The 23446-nt window shown below is 59.1% G+C and carries 17 protein-coding genes; 8 read left to right on the top strand and 9 right to left on the bottom strand.

Annotation, left to right across the window (positions count from 1 at the left end; genetic code table 11):
• Positions 1-13 precede the first annotated feature (13 nt).
• Positions 14-4537 carry a chemotaxis protein CheB gene (locus ACILSO_RS22865; RefSeq protein WP_395739785.1) on the top strand — a complete coding sequence of 1508 codons (4524 nt, stop codon included), beginning with the start codon at positions 14-16 and terminating at the stop codon, positions 4535-4537.
• 60 nt (positions 4538-4597) lie between these two features.
• Here ACILSO_RS22865 and ACILSO_RS22860 read toward each other — a convergent pair whose 3' ends face one another.
• The 3 genes from ACILSO_RS22860 to ACILSO_RS22850 all read right to left on the bottom strand — a co-directional run bounded on the left by ACILSO_RS22860 (position 4598) and on the right by ACILSO_RS22850 (position 7795).
• On the bottom strand, positions 4598-6190 hold the full coding sequence (locus ACILSO_RS22860; protein WP_395739784.1) for an arylsulfatase: 1593 nt from the start codon (positions 6188-6190) through the stop codon (positions 4598-4600).
• Between the two features lie 21 nt (positions 6191-6211).
• Positions 6212-6448, bottom strand: a complete 237-nt coding sequence (locus ACILSO_RS22855) for a hypothetical protein (RefSeq protein ID WP_395739783.1) — start codon at positions 6446-6448, stop codon at positions 6212-6214.
• Between the two features lie 93 nt (positions 6449-6541).
• Positions 6542-7795: a hypothetical protein gene (locus ACILSO_RS22850; protein ID WP_395739782.1), complete on the bottom strand. Its 1254-nt coding sequence runs from the start codon at positions 7793-7795 to the stop codon at positions 6542-6544.
• Positions 7796-8208: 413 nt separating this feature from the next.
• On the opposite strand from ACILSO_RS22850, the gene ACILSO_RS22845 reads away from it, so the two are divergent.
• From ACILSO_RS22845 to lpxB, 7 genes are all read left to right on the top strand, one after another.
• The gene (locus ACILSO_RS22845) at positions 8209-8922 is read left to right on the top strand and encodes a hypothetical protein (protein WP_395739781.1); all 714 of its coding nucleotides are present in this window, start codon (positions 8209-8211) and stop codon (positions 8920-8922) included.
• Complete coding sequence (locus tag ACILSO_RS22840) at positions 8919-10430, top strand: thermonuclease family protein (protein WP_395739780.1); 1512 nt, start codon at positions 8919-8921, stop codon at positions 10428-10430. Before ACILSO_RS22845 ends, ACILSO_RS22840 begins: the two co-directional genes overlap by 4 nt.
• Entirely contained in the window at positions 10427-11191 is a 765-nt protein-coding gene (locus ACILSO_RS22835) for a hypothetical protein (RefSeq protein WP_395739779.1), read from the top strand. Before ACILSO_RS22840 ends, ACILSO_RS22835 begins: the two co-directional genes overlap by 4 nt.
• 4 nt (positions 11192-11195) lie before the next feature.
• Positions 11196-12509: a polysaccharide deacetylase family protein gene (locus ACILSO_RS22830; protein ID WP_395739778.1), complete on the top strand. Its 1314-nt coding sequence runs from the start codon at positions 11196-11198 to the stop codon at positions 12507-12509.
• A gap of 92 nt (positions 12510-12601) precedes the next feature.
• On the top strand, positions 12602-14032 hold the full coding sequence (gene ffh / locus ACILSO_RS22825; protein ID WP_395739777.1) for a signal recognition particle protein: 1431 nt from the start codon (positions 12602-12604) through the stop codon (positions 14030-14032).
• A 27-nt stretch (positions 14033-14059) separates the two neighbouring features.
• On the top strand, positions 14060-15013 hold the full coding sequence (locus ACILSO_RS22820) for a Gfo/Idh/MocA family oxidoreductase (protein WP_395739776.1): 954 nt from the start codon (positions 14060-14062) through the stop codon (positions 15011-15013).
• Positions 15010-16140 (top strand): lipid-A-disaccharide synthase, encoded by a 1131-nt coding sequence (gene lpxB / locus ACILSO_RS22815; protein WP_395739775.1) that lies wholly within the window; start codon positions 15010-15012, stop codon positions 16138-16140. Before ACILSO_RS22820 ends, lpxB begins: the two co-directional genes overlap by 4 nt.
• A 66-nt stretch (positions 16141-16206) precedes the next feature.
• On the opposite strand, the gene ACILSO_RS22810 is transcribed toward lpxB, so the two are convergent.
• The 6 genes from ACILSO_RS22810 to ACILSO_RS22785 all read right to left on the bottom strand — a co-directional run bounded on the left by ACILSO_RS22810 (position 16207) and on the right by ACILSO_RS22785 (position 23334).
• Positions 16207-17127 carry a hypothetical protein gene (locus ACILSO_RS22810; protein WP_395739774.1) on the bottom strand — a complete coding sequence of 307 codons (921 nt, stop codon included), beginning with the start codon at positions 17125-17127 and terminating at the stop codon, positions 16207-16209.
• 101 nt (positions 17128-17228) lie between these two features.
• Positions 17229-18011, bottom strand: coding sequence for a nucleotide excision repair endonuclease (locus ACILSO_RS22805; RefSeq protein WP_395739773.1), 783 nt, complete (start codon positions 18009-18011; stop codon positions 17229-17231).
• Between the two features lie 131 nt (positions 18012-18142).
• The gene (locus ACILSO_RS22800) at positions 18143-20602 is read right to left on the bottom strand and encodes a glycogen/starch/alpha-glucan phosphorylase (protein WP_395739772.1); all 2460 of its coding nucleotides are present in this window, start codon (positions 20600-20602) and stop codon (positions 18143-18145) included.
• Between the two features lie 24 nt (positions 20603-20626).
• Entirely contained in the window at positions 20627-21301 is a 675-nt protein-coding gene (gene rsmI / locus ACILSO_RS22795; RefSeq protein WP_395739814.1) for a 16S rRNA (cytidine(1402)-2'-O)-methyltransferase, read from the bottom strand.
• A gap of 122 nt (positions 21302-21423) precedes the next feature.
• Positions 21424-21933 (bottom strand): LPS assembly lipoprotein LptE, encoded by a 510-nt coding sequence (lptE, locus tag ACILSO_RS22790; RefSeq protein WP_395739771.1) that lies wholly within the window; start codon positions 21931-21933, stop codon positions 21424-21426.
• 57 nt (positions 21934-21990) lie between these two features.
• Positions 21991-23334: a tetratricopeptide repeat protein gene (locus tag ACILSO_RS22785; protein WP_395739770.1), complete on the bottom strand. Its 1344-nt coding sequence runs from the start codon at positions 23332-23334 to the stop codon at positions 21991-21993.
• Positions 23335-23446: the final 112 nt, after the last annotated feature.

Here is a 23446-nt window from a genome sequence, read left to right as displayed (position 1 = left end):
AATCCTTTGATCCATGAGTCAATCCGCAGGAGACAATTCGAACTCAAATCGAGATACAGATATGGTCATTGTGGCCATGGGAGCGTCCGCTGGTGGCCTGGAGGCATTTTCTGAATTCTTCCGGCAGATGCCGACGGACAGCGGGCTGGCCTTTGTGCTCGTGCAGCATCTGGATCCGAACCACGAAAGCATCATGCCGGAACTCCTGACGAAGGAGACCAAAATGGAAGTGCGTCAGGTGCAGGATGAAATGGAGTTGGAACCAAATCACATTTATGTGATTCCGCCCAATGCGACCATGCGCATTGAGGATGGCATCCTCCGGCTGGCAAAACCCATCGAACCACGCGGCCGCCGCATGGCCATCGACACTTTTTTTCAATCGCTGGCTGAGGACTGCGGCCATCGTGCGATATGCATTGTGCTCTCCGGAACGGGAAGCGACGGCACCCAGGGATTGAGGGCCATCAAGGAGCGTGGCGGGCTGGCGATCGCACAGTCCGCGGAATCGGCCCGATACGACAGCATGCCGCGCAGTGCGATCAACACCCGGCTGGTGGATTGTGTGGTGTCGATAACCGAGATGCCCGGCCTCGTCCTAGATTATGCGAAGCACCTGCAGGAGCACCCCGGAGAGCCGGTGGACAGCGCCGAATGCGAGGAGCACCATCAAAAGGACGGTGACGAGCTGCGCCGGATCTTTCACGCCCTGCTGCGCCGGACCGGCCATGACTTCAGCAGCTACAAAAAGGGCACCCTGATGCGGAGGATTCAGCGCAGGATGCGTGTGGTTCAGGTGGATACTTTGTCCGACTATGCCGACCGACTGCTGGCGGAGTCCGCTGAAGCGGAGGAACTCTTCAATGATCTCCTCATCAGCGTGACGCAATTCTTTCGCGAACGCCCTGCTTTTGACACCCTGGAGAGGCTGGTGCTGCCGCTCATTTTCGCCGGCCACGACATTGATTCACACGTTCGCATCTGGGTGCCTGGGTGTGCCACCGGAGAAGAGGCCTATACCATCGCCATGCTGGCCGCCGAGCAGATGCAAAAGATGGAAAGTCCGCCCAAAGTGCAGATTTTCGCCTCCGACATCGATGAGCACGCACTCGAAACCGCGCGTGCGGGAAAATATCCAGAAACGATCGAGGCGCAGGTTCCTCCTGAGTATCTGCGGAAGTACTTTACCTTCGAAGGAAACTCTTATGCGGTGGTGAAAGAGCTGCGGGAGATGTGTCTCTTCTCCGTTCATAACCTGATCAAAGATCCGCCCTTCTCCTCGCTGGATCTGATTTCATGCCGGAATCTTCTCATCTATTTTGAGTCAGACCTGCAGAAGCGCCTGGCCCGGCTGTTTCATTACGCCCTCCGGCCCGGCGGCTATCTCATGCTGGGTCCTTCGGAGAACGTGGCTTCCGCCCCGGACCTGTTTCGCCCGGTGGAGCAGCGGCACCGCGTCTTCCAGACCAAGCCGACGGCCATCCGCGTGCCCGTTTCCTTTCCGCTGACCCGTGGCGAAAACGATGAACTGCAGCAGGCGCTCGAACCCGAAGGGCTGAGGATCACTCGTGAGCAGGCCACGATGCGCAGCCTCGAGCGAGTGCTGCTGGAATCCTTTGCTCCCGCAAGTGTCGTGATCAATGAGTCGGCGGAGATAGCGTACATCATCGGGCGCTGCGGAAAATTCCTCGAACCGGGGGTGGGCGCCCCTTCGAACAAACTCGTCGAAATGGCGCGGGAGGGGCTGCGGCTGCCGCTGCGCACGGCAATCTTTCGCGCGGTGAAATCACGCGAGGAAATCGTGCATGACCGCCTGAAGATGGAGGCGGATGGCGTGGAGCGCTCCGTGCGGCTCACCGTGCGTCCGCTGCGCGAGCTTAGCGGTGAGCACGATTTGTTCATCGTCATTTTTCAGGAACTCCATGATCCAGGCCAGGCAGTCCAAGACATGGTGGCCCAGGCCTCCGGGGATGACACCTTCGCCCGGCAGCTGGAAAGCGAACTGCGTCACACCCGCGAACATCTGCAGGCCACGATCGAGGAGCTGGAGACCAGCAACGAGGAACTCAAGAGCTCCAATGAGGAACTGCTCTCGATGAACGAGGAACTGCAGTCCTCCAATGAAGAAATGCAGACCTCCAAGGAGGAGCTGCAGTCCGTCAATGAGGAACTGGAGACGGTGAACACCGAGCTCCACAAAAAGATCGAGGAGCTGGACCGTGCCAACAGCGACCTGCAAAACCTTTTCCAAAGCACCCAGATCGCAACCATTTTCCTCGACAACGAACTGCGCATTCAACGCTTTACGCCCGCAGCCACGCAGGTCTTCCGCATTCAGGCCACGGACATCGGGCGGGAGATCCAGGATTTTGCGCCGCGCTTTGGCGGGGTGGATGTCGCCTCTGAAGTGGAGGAGGTTCTTCGCACACTGATGCCAAGGGGACGCCAGGTGCAGACAGCGGATGAACATCGCTTCTTTGCCATGCGGATCACCCCCTACCGCACCACTGCCAATGTCATTGCCGGGGTGGTGATCACCTTCGTGGACATCACGGATCTGACGCGAGCACAGCGGGAGCGCTCACGCCTGGCCAAGATCATCGATTCGTCACAAGACAGCGTCATCGGCAAGGATTTTAACGGTTTCATCACCAGCTGGAACGCAGCAGCCGAAAGGCTCTTTGGCTACACAGCAGTCGAAATGGAGGGTCAAAACATCCGCGCGATCATCCCACCAGAACACTGGGAAGTCTGGGAGCAGACGCTCGAACGTCTGCGCCGTGGAGAAAAAGTGGACCCGGTGGATGCCGTGCGGGTGAGAAAAGACGGCCGCAAGGTGGATCTCCAACTAGCCTACTCGCTGATTTTTGACGAGACTGGCCAGCCGGCAGGTGTATCATCCATCAGCCGCGACGTGAGCGCCCTGAAACGGGCTGAAGCGGAAGCCGTGCGCCGTGCCGCCGAGGTGCAGGCCATCATGGAGGCCGTGCCCGCCATCGTATGGATCGCGGAAGATCGCGAAGGCAAAAGCATCAAAGGAAACCGTGAATCGTACCGATTCCTGCGCATACCCGAAGGTCATAATCAGTCTCTCACGGGAGGAACTGGAGACCGCCCGACGCACTTCCGTGTCACCAAGGACGGGAAAGAGCTGCCGGACTCCGAACTGCCCGTGCAGCGAGTCTGCCGCACGGGGCAGTCCATCGAGGGCTGGCAGAACGAAGTGGTGTTCGACGATGGCGAGACGCGCACCATTTTTGGCAACATTGTGCCCCTCATCGGACAGGATGGCAGGCCGGCTGGCAGCGTGGCGGCGTTCATCGACGTGACCGAGTTTCAAAAGTCTCAGACTGCACGAATGGAGATTTCGCAGGAGCTTGAAAAGCGGGTCGTGGAACTCGAGTCCGCGAGACATGAGTCGGAAAGGGCCAATTCTGCAAAGGACCGCTTCATTGCCATCCTTTCCCATGAGCTTCGCACACCGCTGACGCCTGTGCTCGCCGCAGCCCAGGTGGTCGCCCGTGAAAACGAAACCCTTCCAGAGTCGACCCGCGAGCTGCTTGCGTTGATCGAACGCAATGTGCTCCTGGAGACGAAACTGATCGACGATCTCCTCGACCTGAACCGGCTGAGCTTTGGCAAAATGACTCTGGACCGCCGAGCCGTCGAGCTGGCCTCATGTGTGGCAGATGCCATCCAGATCTGCCGCGAGGAGTCGCAGGCGAAGCAGGTCAAAGTCACTTCAGACGTATCGACCAGCCTATGGGTGGACGGCGACCCTTCACGCATGCGACAGATCATCTGGAACCTGCTGCGCAACGCCATACGCTACAGCCCGACAGGCTCCGAAATATGTGTGCGCGGCAGCCGTGCCAGCCGCACAGAAGCCCGGCTGGAGGTTCGTGACCACGGGTGCGGTATTTCTCCGGACCGGCTCTCCTCGATCTTTGAGCCATTTGAACGCGGAGCAGAGGCAACCAGCGCCAATCACGGCGGACTCGGGCTCGGACTGGCGATCTGCAAGGCTCTCGTAGAGCTGCACGGCGGCTCCATCTCAGCGCATAGCAAGGGTTCGGACCAGGGTGCGGTCTTTGCCGTGACGCTTCCACTCACCAACGCACCAGAGATCGATCCAGCCAGGACGGAGCTCGACGAGACTGACATCCGGGAGTTCGCCGGGAAGAGGCTGCTCCTGGTGGAAGACCATCATGACACCTCCCGCGCCATGAAGCGTCTGCTGGAGAAATATGGCCTGGTCGTGACCACGGCATCCACCGTCAAGGAGGCCCTCGCCATCGCAAGCAGCCAGTCGTTTGACATGCTGCTGAGCGACCTAGGGCTGCCGGATGGGCACGGTTCGGAGCTGATCGAGCAGATTCGCAAGACCAACCAAACACTTCCCGCCATCGCCTTGTCCGGCTTTGGAATGGACCATGATGTGAAGCACGCTCTGCACTCTGGATTTGACCGTCACCTCACGAAGCCGGTGGAGATCGTCAAACTCGAGCAGGCCATCTTCTCGCTGCTCAAGAAGTAAACTGTTGCGGAATTTGAACGTGAGTAGGGCGGGAAGTCCCACTCACGTTTTAAGTGCGCGTTACTTTGCCTTTTTGGCAGCCTTTGCTTTTGCCTTCTTCTCGGCGGATGCGGGAGTGGGTTTGCGGAGGACGACTTCGACGGCGTTCTTTTGCGGGGCGCCTGGGGTGCTGCGGCCGGAGATGACGATCTCGTCGAGCTGAGCCTTCATCTTGGCGACAATCTCGGGGTTCTTGGCTTCGACGTTGTCCTTCTCGGCGATGTCAGTTTTCAGATTGTAGAGCTGGGTGTCGGGCAGGCCTTTTTCGCCGGGGCTGCCGGGGCGGGGATCGCTCCAGCCGCCGGAGCCGGCGCAGAGTTCGAGTTTCCAATCGCCTTCACGCAGGGCAAAGGAACCATTGATGGAATGATGGATGACGCTCTGGCGCACGGGCTTGCCGGATTCACTGAGAAGTGCGGGGAGGATGCTGAAACTGTCTTCGGCAGCGGTGTCGGGAAGTTTCACGCCGGTGATGTCGGCAGCGGTGGCCATGAAATCGGTGAGGCAGACGATCTGGGAGGAGGTCTGGCCGCCTTTGACCTTCGCGGGCCAGCGCACGATGTAGGGGACGCGGTGGCCGCCGTCGAAGATGTCGGCTTTGTGGCCTCGCATGTTGTAGCTGGGATTGTGGCCTGCGGCGAGGAGCTTGGGATAATCAGCGCTGGGCGAGCAGCCGTTGTCACTGGTGACAATGATGAGTGTATCCTTGGCGATGCCAGCGTCTTCGGTGGCCTTCATGATCTGGCCGAGGGCGTCGTCGGTTTCCATGACGAAATCGGCGTAGAGGCTGATGCCGCTTTTACCCTGCCATTTTTCGCTGGGGAGGATGGGTGTGTGGGGGGAATTGAGCGGCAGGTAGAGGAAGAAGGGCGCGCCTTGTTTGGCTTTGGATTCGATGATTTTTTTGGCCTCACGCGTGAAGGTGGGGAGCACGTCTTCGCCACGAAAGCCCGGGGAGCCGGGACCTTCGCGGGTGTAGCTGACCGGGCCGCCTTTGTTCATGACGAGCTTCATGGTCTCGGTGGGATTGGCCACGACATGGTCGTTTTCAATGTAGCAGTAGGGCACCATGTCCAGCGAGGCGCTGATGCCATAGTAGGTGTCAAAGCCGACACTGGTGGGGCCATTCGTGATGGGCTTGGTGAAATCCACGTTATTCACCTGATCCGCTTTTTCGATGTTCAGTTCCTCCGTTGGGCCGGTCCGCACCCAGTCCATGCCCATATGCCATTTGCCGACGCAGTGGGTCGAATACCCCTGGGCCTTGAGCATGGAGGCCACAGTCAAACGCCCCTGCTCAATGAGGCGCGGGCTGAGTCCACCCAGGACACCGCTCTGAAGCTTGGAGCGCCAGGCGTAGCGGCCTGTCATGACGCCGTAGCGCGTGGGGGTGCAGACGCTGGAGCCAGAGTGGGCGTCCGTAAAAATCATGCCTTCTTTGGCGAGACGGTCAAAGCCAGGAGTGGCGATTTTGCCGTCTGGGTTGAGGCATTTTACATCGCCATAGCCCAGGTCATCGCAGAGGATGAAAATGATGTTGGGCTTGTCGGCGGCACTGGAAGCAGCGGCGAAAGCAAGGCACAGCAGGGTCGTGAATACGAAGAAGCGGTTCATGGTTGACCGCATTCAACGTGTTCAGCCTGCGGAGCTATCGAGATATTCCAGCGCCTTCGAAAAACTGGCCTGGGTGAGGAAATGGTTCAGCCGCGGAGGCAGGCCGGAGCGCAAGCGGAGCTGCTCGGCTGCAAGATCTTCAGAAACCTGCTTGAGAGCCTCGAGGTGCGCAGCGGAATCGCGATCGCGAAAGGCATGATCAGCGATGAGGTCGAGGCGACGCTGGAGGAGGATTCGAAGCTGGGCGTACTCGGACATGGGTCTTCAGGATTCGCCGTGGAGGAAAAAATGCAATCAGAACGCGGCACGGCCTGTGTGCCTTCTGCCCGGCGGGGACATACCGCGGGGCGGCTACATGTTTTTGTTCCGGAAGTAATTCACGAGCAATTTCTGGCCGGGTTCTACTTGGAAAGAATACTGTTTGAGGAGGTCAGGCAGGGTTTCAAGCATCCAAGGGTAGGTGAACGTGGCGCCGTTCTTGGTATAAAGGACATCATCCGCCAGGTATACCGCCGAATGCACAATGTCTCCCGCCGGGGTGGTGAACAAGGCAATGTCTCCGTAGCGCGGGTCTCCCGAAGCAGGCAGGTAGTCCTCCTTCAGTTTCTGCATGAAGTATTCCGGCTTGCTCAGCTGCTCGTTTGGCTCGCTCTGAAAGAAATTAAACGAAGTCCAATGACAGTCGCGGAGGGGGGCGGGACCATTCAAAGGATTGTCCGGCATGGGATAAAAGAACATCTGGGAGGACGGCAGAGGAGGGAGAACATTGATGACACCGAGCGTGCCACCGGTGGGCTCCCTTGCGATCGATTCAAAAATGGTCCGGACATCGGTGGACTTGAGGCCCTTGCCCCAGTAATTCGCCAGGTGAGTCGTGTCAGAGCCTGATTTGATGAGAAGTCGCAATGTCAGCGTCCGCTGCGAAGTCAGTCCCCGCATGAAGTCCCGCTTTTCCTCATAGGTGGGCAGCTGCGAAAGCATCACCGAATAACCGCAGAAAACCAGGTAGTCGCCATGTTCGCAGCAGAGCTGCTTGAAAAGCATCAGCGTATGCTCGCAGTTGTGGTTACGACCAAAACGCTCGCCAAGGGTGTCCTTGTGGATGAAGGTGATCTGGCCGCGGTTTTCCGGATAACGCAGGAGCGCCTGATAAAGCTTTTTGCGAGGCTCCGCGGGCAAAGCGAGCAAAGTCCTGGCATGTGGCAGGATTTCCAGGCCATCCGGGGTTTGCACCAGTACTCCGGGCTCCATCAGTTCAGCCTGCAAAGTGACCGGCATCTCCGTGGATTTGAGAAGCTGCGCCACATCCGTATAACTCGCGTGTGGAAACACCCAGCGCGTGCCGGCTTCTTCGAGCTTGCGCAGCGGCAGCAATTCTTCCGGCGCAGCAATGACAAAAGAGGTGAAGTAAACATCCCCCCAAGGCCCCGGGCGCAAGGGTTTGCCAAGGGCGGAGACGACCACCTTTTCATCTCCCTGCTCGTAATCGTACCACAAAGTGAACGCAGCACCCAGAACTATGCCTATGCCGAGTAAAGCGACGCGTTGCAGTGTTTTCTTGATGGATTTGGATGACTTGGTGGACGCTGCTTCAGTGCTCTGCATTCAGGTTTTTGGGGGGCGCAAAGGATGCCACACAAACTACGTGTCTCAATTCGGAATCCTCATCATTTTTTGCGACGATTTTGCGAGATACCCTGTGTCCGGAGTAATCCAGCCACCTTGAGCCCCGAGGCGCACATAGGGCGGGTGCCCAGCGCAACGATTTTGCTCTCCTTTGACCCGCAGTTTAGAGTTTTGAAACAGGCAAGGTGTTCTAAAGCTGGCAGGCGACTCGGAAGGCCATGCACCGAAATCCACGTCCTGAGACTGCAAACGCTGCAAGCTGCCGAAAAATCACGGATTTGAGGACAAGGGATTAGCAAAAAACCTATGCCACCGAGCCTGAGTTCGAGCTTGTTTCACAGGAGGGTACGGCTAGCATGAGGCTGCAAATTCCCCCCTCTTCTTTGATCCATTTGAAACCCGGTTTTGTTCTCGCATGCGCGTTTGTCGGCGCGGGGCTTGCCATGGCGGCCCCGAAGGCGGAAAAGCGTACGGACGATCCGGGTGCGAGCCCCGACATCGCCCTGCTGCGGCTGGGCTACGAACGGGACCTGATCGAAGCCAGTCTGGCGCCGGTGAAAGAGCAGATCACGACCCTGGGGGCGCTGGAAAAGCAGTTTGCCACGGAACGGGATTATGACGCGGCGATCACTGCCCGGGATGAACGGAAACGACTGCAAAACGAGCTGGAGCGCCTGGACAAGGAGCTGCTGCTGCTGCAGACCCGAGAGCAGATTCTCAAGACCTCGCTGCTGCCAGACCGCATCAAGCTTCCGCTGGATGCCGCGACGCTGACCGACCTGCGGCACGAAGGCGGAGCCATCACCGGATGGACAAAGCTGGGAGCGGCGGCGACATGGAAGCTGCCGGGGCTGCCACCAGGCGGGTATGAAATCATGCTGCGATACCGCTGCGGGCCGACTGAAGGCGGCAAACTCCTGATCAAAGAGGCACGCTATACCTTGCTGGCGACCATTGAAACCACGCTCAAAGGCCCGGAGGAACGCAGCGCGGGGACCCTCAAAATAAGCGATGGCGCAGGCACGCTGACGCTCACGGCCCAGGCGCTGGTGACGAACAATTTGATGCAGCTGCTGGGCGTGGAGCTAGTGCCAGCCTCAAGATGAAACGACACCTGCCAGTCCTGATGCTGATGCTGCAGACCTGTGCAGGACTGCAGGCGCAAACGCCTGTGCAGGAACCTGCGGCACTTACTACGACGCGCACAACCTTTCTGCGCCAGGTAATGTCGGAGTCCCAGCTGATCACCCAGCAGTATGAGCGCGCACTGGCCAAGGTGGAGGCGGATGTGGCGGCTGCGGGAGACTATGAGGAAGCGCGCGCCATCCGAATGCGGCGGGAGCAGCTGCAGGCGCTCTACGCCGGCACGGTTTCCAGCCTTGCCACATCCCTGCCATTGACCCAGGCGCGGATGATGGGCTCCGCCCAGGCCGCGGGTGAAACCTTGAGCAACTGGCGCTCAAACGGGAGCGGCGCGGAGTGGGCCAACTTCCGGCTCATGCCGGGCAGCTATTACCTGGAATTTGACGCCAACATGAGCGACGCACCGGTGGCGGGCAGCATCTATGCCTCCTCAAAATTTCAGCCGCAGCAGACGGCGCATTTTGAATTTGATGAGGTTACGCTCCTGGGTGCCGCACAGGAAAATCACCGCACTTTCGAAATCACCCGCAGCACAGATGAGACTACATTTACCACCGTGCGAGTGGGTCCGCTGACTTTCACCCGGAATCCCGTCACCCTGCGTTTTGCGGCCACCAGCGGGTACCCGGCGAACATCATCCGCATTCGTAATCTGCGACTGGTGCCGGTGACGGAGACTGCCACCACGAACTCGACCACGGCAGGCTCGGCAACTTCGGCACCGACCAACTCCACCACAGCCATGCAGCAAGCCAGCGCGGCTTTGAAGGAGGCGATCGACGCAGCGAGGAAAGCGGCCGCAGAGAAGTATCTCGATGAATTAAAAGATCTCGCCGTGACCAAAGCGTCTTTGCAAAAACAAGTTGATGCGGAGATCCGCCGGATAGAACGGCTTGGGGAGCAAAAAACGGGACCGACAGGTGTCCGCACGATCACCTCCACGAGCGACGGATTCAGCGGCTTTGAAGACATCAGTGATGCGCGCCTCGCGGAAGAAGAACCCATCTCAGGTGATCGGTTCAATGTGGTACATGACGGCCGGACGATGCTGGTGCGCCTGCTGTGGGTCGACTGTGCGCCGCTGGAGAGCGATGATCCCCACGTGAAAAAGTTCGCCAGGCATTTCAATATCGAGGATGAGGATGTGCTGGCGGTGGGGCGCGCCGCACGTGAGTTTACAGCAAGCTACCTGCGGGACAAACCCCTGCGGCTGCTCATCCGCCCGGATCGTGACAAGGACGGCACCATGGCGGCCCTGCTTTTTGTGCCGAATGTGGGACTGTACCAAAACGTGCTGGTCAATCATGGACTGGCCGCAGTGGTGCCTCCCGCGCGGGACAAGCAGCACAACGCCATGGAGCGCGCCTTCATCTCCATTTTGAGCGCTCTTGAAACCACGGCCAGGAACCGCAGGCCGGCACCGGGAGCCTGGGCGCTTTCAGAGGGAACGAACGGAGGAAAACAGCCATGAGGCTGCCGCTGCTGACCACCGCGAGTGTGCTGGGGCTGGTGTGGCATGCCACAGCCCAGCAGCCTGCGACACCGGCGCCCCAGCCCCCTCCTGCAGCACGTTTGCAGCAGATGGAAGCCATCTACCAGAAAGGGCTGAGTGCGCGTCACATTCCCCTGCTGGGCAAATACCTTCTGGAGTTGCAGCGCCAGGCCGACGCGGCGACACCTGCGGACAAGGCCGCGTACCAGGCGGAGATCGCCCGAGTCCAGCAGATCATTTCTGCCGGCGGGGTGCTGGATCTCATCGCCACGCAGCAGGCACAGGTCGGCACCATGCCCATGCCGGCACCGATGCCTGCGCCTGTGCCGGTCGAGCAGAAGCAGGCACTGATAGCCCTCTCGCCCGCGCTGGCCCAGGAGATCATCCCCAAGGCTCCCGCCGACGCGCGCACCGCCACCATTGGGGAGATCGGCTGGCGCATTGAGTTCATCGCCGCAGGGACGTATGACATCCTGCTGCACTATGCCTGCAAAGAGCTGACGGCACCGCTGAAGCTTCGTGTCGATTGCAACGGCCAGACCCTGGAAAAAGAGCTGGAGGTGGACCGTGCCACTCGAAATCCCGAAACTTTCCGCATCCTGCGTCTTGGAAGCCTCACCTTGACCAGCGATCTCCGTGGAGAGACTTTGCGCCTGATCGCCGGTGACAAAGACAGTCCGCAACTCATCGTGAAGGGCCTGCTCATCACCCGGCCAAGGCCTCCTGCCCCCAATCCCTGACGCCATGCGTTTCCTTCTTTCGTTTATCCTCATTTTCCTCTCCCTGGGCGCATTGCCATCGTGCAAGCGCATCGAGGCCAAGCTGCGCCGCCTCGCGGAGCAGAGCGGCGTCACGCCGAAACCGCCGCCGCCCAAGCCTGAAGAGCCCGCTTTGACGCCCGAAGAACAGGCGATCGAGAAAAAGCTGCAGGAAACCGCCCTCGTGGAGGCCGCGGCGCCGCCGACTGAAGCACCTGCAGCACCCGCTTTAGAGATCAACAAGTCCTCCGTCGTTTCCGTCCTTGGTTACCATGATTTTCGAGATCGCGGCGGCAGCCCCATGCTGATCGCCGCGCCCAAATTCAGGGCGCAGATGCAGGCCATCAAAGACTCCAAGATTCCTGTGATTTCCCTCAGTGACATGATGGCGTGGAAGCGCGGGGAAAAGAACATTCCGGAGGAGTCCATTGTCATCACCATGGACGACGGCTGGGAGGGTGTTTACACCTATGCCTACCCGATTTTGAAAGAGTTCGGCTTCCCGTTCACCGTCTATCTGTATAAAAAATACGTGAACATCGGCGGACGCTCCATGAGCTGGGACCAGATCAAGGAGATGATGCAGCACGGCTGCGAGGTGGGCAGCCACAGCGTCTCGCATGAGAGTCTGAAAAAGAAGCCCAAGAACGCCAAGAGCGACGCCGATGTGCAGCAGTGGATTTTGAGCGAGCTGAAGGATTCGCGCGAATTCCTGGAACAAAATCTCCACGTCAAAGTCCCTTCGTTTGCCTACCCCTATGGCAACTTCGATGACGCCATCATGGAGACCGGGCTGCAGATCGGCTACGAGTCCATGGTGACGGTGAACGGCCAGAAAGTCACCTGGGACACCCCCAATGGCAAGCTGGGCCGCTACATCGTCCACGGGGACAACGACATCAATTTCAAGCTGGCCACCAGCTTCCGCGGACGGGGAGATGTGGGGTCAAACAAATTCCTTGTGGCCGATGCCAAGAACGACAAGGGCGAACAGCTCATCCAGCTCAAGCCCAAGCCTGACGCCACCATCACCGAGCGCCGTCCGATGATCGAGGCGGATTTGAAAAAGCTCGGCACCATCGTGCCGGAGAGCATCAAGCTGCGCATCGGCGGGCTGGGCACCGTGCCGGTGGATTACGACCCGGCCACGATGGTGGTGCGCTTCCAGTTTCCCTACAAGCTGCGGCGCGAGGACTGCGCCGTGAGCCTCAGCTTCCAGCGTGCGGCCGCCCAGCCCGTGGAAGTGGTGAGCTGGCACTTCAAGATTGATCTTGCAGCAGCCTATCTGCCCGCCCAGTGATCTCGTTTTCAAGGCCTTGATCAGCCCCGCCTTCGCAGTTGTCATGCAGGGACTGCTGCCGACTATCCCAAGCCCCCTTCCCCTTTCCCACGATGTTCTCCGCCCTCTCTGAAAAACTCGAAAGCGCCTTTAAAAAGCTGCGCGGCCAGTCCCGCATCAGCGAATCCAATGTCAGCGAAGCCATGCAGGAAATCCGCATGGCCCTGCTGGAGGCGGACGTGGACTTCAAGGTGGCCAAAGACCTCGTCGAGACGGTCAGCAAGCAGTCCATCGGCTCGGAAGTGCTGCTGAAGGTTTCGCCCGGGCAGCAGATCGTCAAAATTTTCCACGATGAACTGGTCAAGCTGCTGGGCAGCGACGCCAGCGCGCTGAACGTCGATCCCCCGCAGCGCATCCTGATGACCGGCCTCAATGGCGCGGGTAAAACGACCACTTCAGCCAAGCTGGCCAACTGGCTCAAGAAGCAGGGCCGCCGCCCGCTGCTGCTGGCGCTGGATCTGTACCGCCCCGCCGCCATCAAGCAGCTCCAAGTGCTGGGCCAGCAGCTCAATGTCCCAGTCTTTGCCCCAGCGGAAGGCGAAACGGATCCGGTGAAGGCCGCGAAAGCCGCCATGGTCTGGCTCAAGGAGCAGGGCAATGGCATCGCCATTTTTGACACCGCCGGTCGTCAGGATCTCGATGAAGAACTGCTGGCTGAGCTCAAGCGCGTGCGTGCCGTGGTGGAGCCCAATGAAGTGCTGCTGGTGGCCGATGCGGCGACCGGCCAGCAGGCCGTGAGCGTGGCGCAGAAATTCAATGCAGCCGTGGGCATCACAGGTCTGATCATGACCAAGCTGGACGGCGATGCACGAGGCGGTGCGCTGCTCTCGATGCGTCAGGTCACGGGCTGCGCGGTGAAATTCCTCGGCGTGGGAGAAAAGGTCGATCAGCTGGAGATTTTCCACCCCGACCGCATGGCGCAGCGCATCCTCGGCATGGGCGACGTGGTGGGCCTGGTGGAAAAGGCCGCCGAAGAAATCGACGAGAAGGAGGCCATGAAACTGGCCGCCCGCATGCAGTCGAACAAATTCGACTTCACCGACATGCTCGCACAGATGCGCATGATGAAGAAGCTAGGCCCCATCGGCGGCATTCTCGGCATGCTGCCGGGCATGGGCAAGATGAAGGACATGGTGGGACCGGATGCTGACAAGCGCATGAAGCACGTGGAAGCGCTGATCCTCTCGATGACGCCCAAAGAACGGCAGCGCCCCGAAATCATCAACGGTCAGCGCCGCAAGCGCATCTGCGCCGGAGCGGGACGCCCGGTGATGGAGATGAACCAGCTGCTCAAGCAGTTTGAGATGATGAAGAAGCTCATGGGCAACAAGGGCATGATGGCCCAGATGATGGGCGGCATGATGGGTGGCGGCGGAGGAGGCATGGGAGGAATGGGCGGCCTCGGCGGCCTGTTCGGCGGCGGTGGTGGCGATGGCAAAATGCCAAAGATGCCCCCTGGTATGAAGTTCCCCGGCAAGTTCTAACCGACCGTTCCTTTCACATCTTAGATCATGAGTTCCCCTTTCCGCATCGGAGTCGCCGGAGTCGGCGCGATTGGCAAAAACCACGCACGCATCATGGCGGAGATCGCCGCGAAGAGCGAAGGCGCGATCACCTTTGCAGCGGTGTATGATGCCGACCCCGCGCGTGCGACTGAATTTGCCGCGCAGTACGGCACTCACGCCGCGAGTGACCTTACGGACTTCGCCTCGCGGGTAGATGCGGCCACCGTCGCGGTGCCGACGATCTTCCACCGCAAGGTGGCCGAGCCGCTGATGCAGGCGGGCATTCATGTGATGGTGGAAAAGCCGATCAGCGAATCTTATGCGGAGGCGCAGGCGCTGATTGAACTCGCGAAATCCAAGAGCGTCATTTTGCAGGTGGGGCACATCGAGCGCTTCAATCCGGTGCTGCTGCAACTGGAGCAGCGCATGGACAACCCGCGCTTTATTGAGGCGCATCGGCTTTCCCCTTTTCCAAACCGCAGCATCGACATCGGTGTGGTGCTGGATCTCATGATTCATGACATCGAGATCGTGCTGCATCTGGTGAAGTCGGAACTGGTGCAGGTGGATGCCGTGGGCATTCCGGTGCTGACCAAGCGCGAGGACATCGCGAATGCGCGCCTGAAGTTTGCCAACGGCTGCATCGCCAACATCACGGCCAGCCGCATCAGCCCGGAGAAGATGCGCAAGATTCGGGTGTTCCAGAGCGCGAGCTACCTGAGCCTGGACTACCAGGAGCAAAGCGGCTGGATCTATCGCAAGGACGGCATGCAGATCGTGCGCGAAGCCGTGGAGGTGGAGAAGGATGAGCCACTGAAGCTGGAGATCGCCGCCTTTGTGGAATGCGCGCGCCATGGCCGCCGCCCGGTGGTGACCGGTCAGGAAGGCGCGGAGGCGGTGCGCATCGCGCTGGAGATCACGGATCAAATTGAAAAGAACTCCGCACTCGGGGCCTCATGAACCGCATCTTCATCATCGCAGGAGAACTCAGTGGCGACACCCATGCCGCGGGACTGCTGCGTGAAATGAAGCTGCTGGAACCGGACATGAAAGTGGTCGGCCTGGGCGGACCGAAGATGCGTGAGGTCGTGGGCGATGGCGTGGAAGACTGGGTCGAGACCGCCGGCGTCGTGGGCCTGTGGGAAGTGGTGAAAATGTACCGCTACTTCAAAGAGAAGATGAATGGCGTGCTGGATTCCATCCTCGATCAAAAGCCCGAGGCGGTGATCCTGGTGGACTATCCCGGCTTCAATCTGCGCCTGGCCAGCGGGCTGCGCACGGCAGGCTACCAGGGCCGCATCCTCTACTACATCAGCCCGCAGGTGTGGGCATGGAAGAAGGGCCGGGTGAAGACGATGGCCAAGGTGCTGAACCTCATGATCTGCATCTTCCCCTTCGAAAAAGATTTTTATGAGAAGAGCGGCCTGCGCACTGAATTCAGCGGACACCCGATGGTGGACCGCGTGGTGACGCTGAAACGCGAATGGAAACGCGAACCCGGCCTCGTCGGCTGGTTTCCCGGCAGCCGCCTCAACGAGGTGCGCCGTCTGTTTCCCATCATGATGGACGCGGCGAAGGTCATCAAGGAAGCGATGCCGAATGCGCGCTTCGCCGTCTCCGCCGCCAACGAAACCCTCGCAGGCTTCATGCGCAACATGGCCGACGAGCACGGCATGCCCGAGGCCAAGCGCTGGATCGAAACCGGCACCGTCTATGACCTGATGCAACGCGCCGAAGCCGGAGCCGTCGCCTCAGGCACAGCCACCCTAGAAGCCGCCTGCTTTGGCCTGCCCTACACGCTGATCTACAATGTCAGCTGGCCCACGTATGTGATCGGCAAGCTGGTCGTGCGCATCAAGCATCTGGGCATCGTCAACATCCTGGCCAAACGCGAGGTGGTGAAGGAACTGGTGCAGGGAAATCTCAACCCGCAGACGCTGGCCACGGCGACGCTGGAACTGCTGACGAGCCCCGCCAAACGTGAAGCCCTGCAGCAAGATCTGGCGGATGTGGTGGCCACGCTGGGAACCGGCGGCGCGTATGCACGTGCGGCGCAGGCGGTGCACGAGGTGTTGGCCGGAGTATGAGCAGGCTGCAAGTGGCGGAGAGGGCAACCACAAGCATTGTGCCAACACAGACCTTATCAGATCTGGTCACGAAACATCTCGATGAGGTGCCAGCTCGGGAATAGTGTAGCGAGTCTGTAATTCTTCGCCTTCGCCCACAGCAACGAGACTATAGTTAAACTGTCCCGGCGCAAGTTCCTCTGCAGCTTGGCGAAACTGCTGCGACACGATGTGCATCCGATGCGCATTGTGGCCGCCGCCAATACGCTCTGTCGACATAATGACATCCACATTTGGTATGTCTGCCAAATCATTTTCTCGATACTTTAAAACCATGGGAAAATATGATCCTTCATTCACGCAACACGCCCGGGACTCTTCACCAGGAAAGGGATTCCCCTGACCATCTGTTAGTTGCATGGCCAAGGACGGCATGCGTGCATGACTGGTGAGCCGCCAAAGACCGGATGGCGTGCCATCTTCCAACTTCACCGATTGGAAGCTTATACCACGAAGGCCGCTTGTAAAAAACCTGTCCTTTAGCGCGTCTGAAAATAACATCATCCACCCCACAGTACGAGTGGAGCCAAACGCGATTTTCTTTTTGCTCTTCACCTTGGCAACCACATAGCTATCATCCGGTTCCACGGCAGAGAATTCTGCTAATGACAATGGTGGAGGTGTAAGAAAGAGCCAAGGGGCAGCATCCAGGTCTGGAACCTCGATCAGGCGATTGACTCGTACATAGTAATATTTTTCAACGTTCTTCAGAACAAACAAAGGATCAGCCGAAGGCCTCCTACCGGTTTTAGCCAAAATAATTTCAAACAGCTTTTGGTTCACGGCCTCGTCATACAATATTTGGAGGTTAAACCACTGAGGATTTACGGAACTATCTGGAGAGCGAGATCGAAGCTGAGCAAAAAGTTTCTGATCTGACAAAACCACTCCTTCTGACTTCTGGGAATTGCTTCCAAGAGTAATGGAAATATTTAACTGATAATTCATTCAAGGAGGAAGGTTAGTCATTCTTTTGGATAGTAGCGTCTGAAATTCCAAATGCTTGGCATTATCTTTAAGAGCCATCGGAACCGATGTAGTTTGCTCCTTCAAGGTGCGGGTGCTTGAGGCTTTGATTCTCCAAGTTTGCGGATCTTGCTGGCATATTTCCGCAGGCGTTCGAGTTCCTCCTGCCAGTATTCTTGTTCCAAAGCGGTGGCTCCCAAGGACATTTTTTCGAGCCTGGAAAGGAAGGGTTCATGAAGTCCCTCGGCGTAGCTTTTGAGCTGCGCTGCCACGGCGGGCGCATTTGGAAGAGGCAGGGAAAGAATCAACGGCACGGACGAATTAAACACTCCATGAGGGTAGGCCGCGAAAGACGCCTGCGGAAGGGAGACACGACAGGCACAGCGCACCAGGCTTCCGATCACATAGCGAAAACCCGCAGGATGCGGACCGGTGCCCGTCTGCTCTCTCGTCAGCTCCAGCAGCACCTGGTCCGATGATGCCTCAATTTTCAGCCACCACGGATCTCCCCGCCAGACGCCTGCACGATTGAACGGCGGGCGATGTTCCAGCAGCAGCTTGGCCTCAAGCGCGATGGCGTCTGCAGCCGTGCCACATTCCTGCCATTCGATGCGGACGATCCGATGAACCAAGCGCAGCGTTCGCTTCGGGTTTTTCTCCGGCGTGACATGCCGGTAACTGCCAATGCGCGCCCTGAGATCTGAGGACTGACCGATGTAGAGCAGTTCGCCGGCCTGCCCATAAAAGAAATAGACGCCCGGCACCGAAGGAAGAGCGCGAAAAAAGTCAGCCCCCAGACGCACCGACAACGGATTCTCAAGGTGGAAAAGCTTCAGCTGCTTGGAAGATGTCCGCGAGGCCTCCATGACGGGTGGGCCGCCAGCATGCCTTAGTTCCGGCTCTTTTCAACGGATGCGAGGCAGGCGTTTCGAACACGCCCACCCGCCCTCAAACGACAGGCAGGAGCGCCTGTCGTGCCTTTGACTTCGGCTTCGCCTCAGACGCCGATCTGTGGCAGGTTCCACACGTTTTTGGCGTATTCGAGGATGGTGCGGTCGCTGCTGAATTTGCCCATGCGTGCCGTGTTGTGGATGGCCATTTTCTGCCAGTGCGGCTGGTCGCGGTAGGCCTTGTCCACTTCGGCCTGGCAGGCGGCGTATTTGTCGTAGTCGGCCATGACGAGGAAGGGATCGCCGTGGGAGAGGAGGCTGTCGCGCAGGGGTTTGAACTCATCCTGGTTGCCGGTGAAGTAGTCCGAGGCCAGCCAGTCGATGCTGAGCCGGAGATCTTCGCTGGCATGATAGAAGTCCCAGGGATTGTAGCCACGGGCGTAGAGATCGGTGACTTCCTCGACGGTGAGGCCGAAGATGAAGATGTTTTCCGGGCCGACTTCTTCGAGGATTTCCACATTGGCGCCATCGAGTGTTCCGATGGTGAGGGCGCCGTTGAGCGCCAGCTTCATGTTTCCGGTGCCGGAGGCCTCCTTGCCGGCGGTGGAGATCTGCTCGGAGAGATCCGCGGCGGGGATGATGCGCTCCGCAATGGAGACGCCGTAGTTCGGGATGTAGATGACCTTGAGCTTGCCATTCACACGAGGGTCATGATTGACCTTGCTGGCGACGGCATTGATGGCGTGGATGATGTTCTTGGCGAGGTAGTAGCCCGGCGCGGCCTTGGCACCGAAGATGAAGACACGGGGGGCCATGTCGAAATTCGGATTGGCAATGATCTTTCGGTAGAGGCTGACGATGTGCAGCAGGTTGAGGTGCTGGCGCTTGTACTCGTGCAGACGCTTGATCTGCACATCAAACAAGGCATCCGGACTGACGCTGACACCGCAGGTGTCCTGAATGATCTTGGCAAGGCGCACCTTGTGGCCGCGCTTGATGGCCTGGAATTTTTCCTTGAACGAGGCGTCATCGGCAAACTTGTCGAGCGCGATGAGCTTGGTGGAGTCCTTCAGCCAGCCCGCGCCGATGGATTCGGTGATGAGAGCGGAGAGCTCCGGATTGCACACATCCAGCCAGCGGCGGAAGGTGACACCGTTGGTCAGATTGAGGAAGCGGTCCGGGTAAAGCTCGAAGAATTCGGGGAACAGGCGCTCGCACAGAAGGCGGGTGTGCAGCGCGGCCACACCATTGGTGGCGTGGCTGCCGAGCACGGACATGTGGGCCATGCGCACTTTTTTCCCACCGCTTTCCTCGATCAGGGACAGGGCGCGCTTTTTCTCGCCATCGCCGGGCCAGCGGGCCTCGACTTCGTCCAGAAAGCGCCGGTTGATTTCAAAGATGATCTGCAGGTGGCGTGGCAGCACACGCTCAAAGAGGGCGACGCTCCACGTCTCCAGCGCTTCAGGAAGAAGGGTGTGATTGGTGTAGGAGAAGGTCTTCTGGCAGATGTCCCAGGCCTGGCTCCACTCCAGCTTCTCCTGATCCACGAGAATGCGCATGAGTTCGGGAATGGCGACGGCAGGATGCGTGTCATTGAGCTGGACGGCAGCCTTGGACGGAAACTCACTCCACGGGAGATCGTAACCGCCTTTGAACCGGCGCACGATGTCCGCCAGCGAGCAGGCGACGAAGAAGTACTGCTGCACGAGGCGCAGCTCCTTGCCGCTCTCAGTGGCGTCGTTGGGGTAGAGCACCTTGGAGACGGTTTCAGCGATGGCCTTTTCACGCAGGGCCTCGATGTAGCTGCCTTCGTTGAAGACTTTGAAGTTGAAGTCTTCATCCGCCTGCGCCTGCCACAGGCGGAGCACGTTCACGGTGTTGCTGTCATAGCCGACGATGGGGATGTCCCACGGGAGGCCGAGCAGGCATTTGGTTTCGATCCACTCATGGTGCGGACGGCCAAATTCATCGAACTTCTGAATGACCTGCCCGTAGAGTTTGACCGACTGACGGTAGGACGGACGGGCGATCTTCCACGGGCTGCCGTCACGCATCCAGGCATCGGGGTGCTCCACCTGCTTGCCATTGACAAACTCCTGACGGAAGAGGCCGAACTCGTAATGAATGCCGTAACCGATGGCTGGCAGGTCCATGGTGCTGAGCGAGTCCATGAAGCAGGCGGCGAGACGGCCAAGACCGCCATTTCCGAGCCCCATGTCGGGCTCCTTTTGCACCAGAGCATCAAGGTCTTTGCCCATCTCCTTGAGGGCTTCCTTGGTGGCATCATAGATGCCGGCATTGCGCAGGTTGTTTTCAAGCAGGCGCCCCATGAGATACTCGAGCGAGAGGTAGTGCACACGGCGCACGCCCTGCGAACGATGCTGCCGGCGGGACTGCGTGGCACGCTCCATCACGCGATCCCGAACAGCAAGGGAGGTGGCGACGTACCAGTCATTCTCGCTGGCTGTTTCTACGTAGGCGCCCAGGGTGAACCGCAGATGATTGGTGATCGAAAGTTTAAGACTGTCGGTGGTGTTGAGGACGGCGCAGTTGGCAAGGGCTTCCATGGGGTGTGCTGAGAGTTGAATGAGTTACCAAGTCAACCACTTGGGGGGATCGACCGGGGCGATAAGGAGGGTGATTTCGCCTTTCGGCGTCTTGGTTTGATAATGAGATAGCAAGATGCTTGCCGGACCACGTTTGAATTCTTCAAACTTCTTGGTCAATTCCCTTGCCACGACAAGCCTTTGCTTAGGTGCCGCGGTCGCGAGGATCTCCAGCGTATCAACCAGGCGGTAGGGACTCTCGAAGTATACACTGGTGCAGTCACGCTGCAGGGCTGCCGTAAGCTCCGTGGTGCGGGCGCCTTTTTTATGCGGAAGAAATCCGCCAAAGTAGAAGGGAGTGGTGGGAAGCCCGGAAGCGGCCAGGGCCGTGATGACCGCGCTGGGGCCAGGGATGCCCTCCACGTGCAGGCCTGCGGCGACCACTGCTCCGACCAGACGCTGCCCGGGATCGGACACCGTAGGCATGCCGGCATCCGAGATCAGTGCCACGCTGCCACCCTGTTTTATGTGCTCCAGCAGCTGCGGAATGCGGTGGGCTTCATTGTGCTCGTTGAGGCTGATCAGCCGCGCCCGGATGTCATGATGCTTCAGCAGCATGCCGGAATGGCGGGTGTCCTCGCACGCCACGAGGTCAGCGAGCCGCAGGGTGTCGATGGCGCGCAGCGTGATGTCGCGCATGTTGCCAATGGGCGTGGCCACCAGATGCAGGCCCGGGGTCAGGCGTCCTGAGGGGGCAACAGGCTCCAATGACACCTCCGCCTCTTCACAGAATGGCGGCTCTGCGGCTGGATCCTGCTCCGACGACATGGGCGGAGAGTCGGTCACCAGCCTTCAGAAACCTGATCCGCCACATTGTTGGCCAGGCGCTGCGCGGCGTCTTCGAGCAGCTGGGTCTCAGACAACTGCAAGTTCGAATCCAGGATGATGTAGGAATCAGCGTAGGCGTTTCCAATGTGGATGACCTTGCCGGTGGAGACGTCCTGAATGGTAAAGGGGCATACCAGGGTGGCCATGATCTGGGAGCTGCGCAGGACGTTGTTCAGGTCAGAGCGAAACTGCGTGCGGTTGATGTTGGAGATTTTTCCCTGCAGCACGGCTTCCGCCTCGCTTTTGCTGACGATTTGATAGGAGCCGTGGTTTTGCAGCTGTTTGATCACCGCATTCGTCACCAGCACTGCCAGCCGAGGCTCAAGAGTGAGGTTTTCAAACGTAGGAACGGCGATCTTGGTGATGTGGCGAAGGTGGGCAGGCTTGTGTGCCCCCAAGGTGTATCCCGCACAGCCGGAAAACAGCAGGCAGGCGGACGCCAGCAAAAGAAAAAGCGATTTCATCCAATGAATTAAGAAGTGACCCGTCCAGAATGGCGTGCTGCCATGCCTGCGCAAGAATTATGAGGCAGGCTTTGTGGTGCTCGGAACCGGAGGGACTGGAGGCACCGGAGCCCCCTGCCCTGGAATCAATGGCAGCTTGGGAGCATTCGGAGTCGGAGGCACGGGCAGCAAGGCAGGCTTTTCCGTTTCAGGCACCGGCGGCAGCAAAGAACCCGCCCCAGGCTGAGAAGCACCTGGGCGCAGCGGGAGGTTGGGCTCCTCAAGCGGAACGGGCCTGAAGGTGTCGTCGCCAGTACGCATCTTGGGCCTCTGGCTGAGGCGGGCCAGATCAGGAGCCATGGGGCCCACATAATCATCACGCGCCTTCAAATTCTCCGCGGTAAGCGCGGTGTAGTCCTGGCCAGGGCCTTTTTTGGCGCCAGCCACGCCATCCGGATCTGCAGCGGCGAGCTGTGCCAGCATGGTGCGGGCTTCGGCTGAAACACTGGGCGAACCAAACTTCAGCGCTTCATTGAGGTAAATGGCGGCGGATTTGGTTTTGCCCATGCGCTGGTAGAATTTTGCCACCGTGAGCGACTGATTGGCCTCGGCGGTATTGACCTGATGCAGGATCAGCTCGGTTTCCTTCTTGCGATCTCCTTCCGGATGCGTGGCGATGTAGGTGCGAAGAGCATCACGAGCGGCCAGGAGGTTGGAGGCGTCTTCACTGCGCTGGGCAGCGATGTTGCTGATGGAGCCGATGCGGAACTGGGCTTCAGCGGCCTGGGAGGTGTTGGGATAGTTTTCGACCACCTTCTGGTAGGCGGCGATGGCTTTGTCCTTTTCCTTCAGGTCCTGCTGGACTTCCGCGATGCTGAACTGCGCCAGGGGAGCGTATTTTCCGAAGGGAGCATTTTTGATGATCTTCTCGTAGAATTTGATCACCTCCGAAGAGTTCATTTTCATCGGCAGGAGCAGCAGTCCGCGCTGCCTTTTCCCGCCTTTGGCTTCTTCGGCGATTTCATACTGCTTCTCAATCGCCTCGGCGAAGTGCGGGCTGTCACGGTAGGCGACGATGAAATTCTGGAAGGCGTCGAACGCATCATCCATCTTTCCGGTGTGGCGGATGATGACCGCATTGTGGAAGGAAGCCTCCGCAGCACTGGGGGTGAAGGGGTACCTCTTCACGATGGTCTGGTACAAAGCCTGGGCCTTGCTGGTCTTGCCCGCATTTTCCGCCATCCGCGCCTGCGCCAGGACACCCTGGGCGGCGAGTTCCTGCGAATCACGCTCGCTGTTCACCGGCACCACCTTGTCCTTCTTGGCAAAAGGCCAGATGGCAGGAGAGGCGGTCGTGAGTGCAAGGAATGAAACGGCACTTGCCAGAAACACTGGCAGGCGGGCGTGGGGGAAATAATTCATCAAGTCTATAGTAAGTTCTAGTTAAGCATGCGTCAAGGTGGCAACACGCCTGTCTGTCCAGCCCTCACGGCCCTTGTTTTGCCCCCTTCCCTAGTCTAAGAGACCGGCCGAC

Origin of the sequence: Prosthecobacter sp., from assembly GCF_044226605.1 — a bacterium.
In the GTDB taxonomy this organism is placed as follows: Bacteria; Verrucomicrobiota; Verrucomicrobiia; order Verrucomicrobiales; family Verrucomicrobiaceae; genus Prosthecobacter.
Note: the sequence above shows the minus strand (reverse complement) of the source record. Positions and strands in the feature narration are given on the sequence as shown.

Excerpts from the sequence above, each read along its gene's own strand:
- ACILSO_RS22835 (WP_395739779.1), top strand. The coding sequence starts at position 10,427 with ATGAGGCTGCCGCTGCTGACCACCGCGAGTGTGCTGGGGCTGGTGTGG.
- ACILSO_RS22805 (WP_395739773.1), bottom strand. The coding sequence starts at position 18,011 with ATGGAGGCCTCGCGGACATCTTCCAAGCAGCTGAAGCTTTTCCACCTT.
- ACILSO_RS22810 (WP_395739774.1), bottom strand. The coding sequence starts at position 17,127 with ATGAATTATCAGTTAAATATTTCCATTACTCTTGGAAGCAATTCCCAG.
- ACILSO_RS22820 (WP_395739776.1), top strand. The coding sequence starts at position 14,060 with ATGAGTTCCCCTTTCCGCATCGGAGTCGCCGGAGTCGGCGCGATTGGC.
- ACILSO_RS22865 (WP_395739785.1), top strand. The coding sequence starts at position 14 with ATGAGTCAATCCGCAGGAGACAATTCGAACTCAAATCGAGATACAGAT.
- ACILSO_RS22840 (WP_395739780.1), top strand. The coding sequence starts at position 8,919 with ATGAAACGACACCTGCCAGTCCTGATGCTGATGCTGCAGACCTGTGCA.
- ACILSO_RS22855 (WP_395739783.1), bottom strand. The coding sequence starts at position 6,448 with ATGTCCGAGTACGCCCAGCTTCGAATCCTCCTCCAGCGTCGCCTCGAC.
- ACILSO_RS22860 (WP_395739784.1), bottom strand. The coding sequence starts at position 6,190 with ATGAACCGCTTCTTCGTATTCACGACCCTGCTGTGCCTTGCTTTCGCC.
- ACILSO_RS22800 (WP_395739772.1), bottom strand. The coding sequence starts at position 20,602 with ATGGAAGCCCTTGCCAACTGCGCCGTCCTCAACACCACCGACAGTCTT.
- ffh (WP_395739777.1), top strand. The coding sequence starts at position 12,602 with ATGTTCTCCGCCCTCTCTGAAAAACTCGAAAGCGCCTTTAAAAAGCTG.
- lptE (WP_395739771.1), bottom strand. The coding sequence starts at position 21,933 with ATGAAATCGCTTTTTCTTTTGCTGGCGTCCGCCTGCCTGCTGTTTTCC.
- ACILSO_RS22785 (WP_395739770.1), bottom strand. The coding sequence starts at position 23,334 with ATGAATTATTTCCCCCACGCCCGCCTGCCAGTGTTTCTGGCAAGTGCC.
- ACILSO_RS22850 (WP_395739782.1), bottom strand. The coding sequence starts at position 7,795 with ATGCAGAGCACTGAAGCAGCGTCCACCAAGTCATCCAAATCCATCAAG.
- ACILSO_RS22830 (WP_395739778.1), top strand. The coding sequence starts at position 11,196 with ATGCGTTTCCTTCTTTCGTTTATCCTCATTTTCCTCTCCCTGGGCGCA.
- lpxB (WP_395739775.1), top strand. The coding sequence starts at position 15,010 with ATGAACCGCATCTTCATCATCGCAGGAGAACTCAGTGGCGACACCCAT.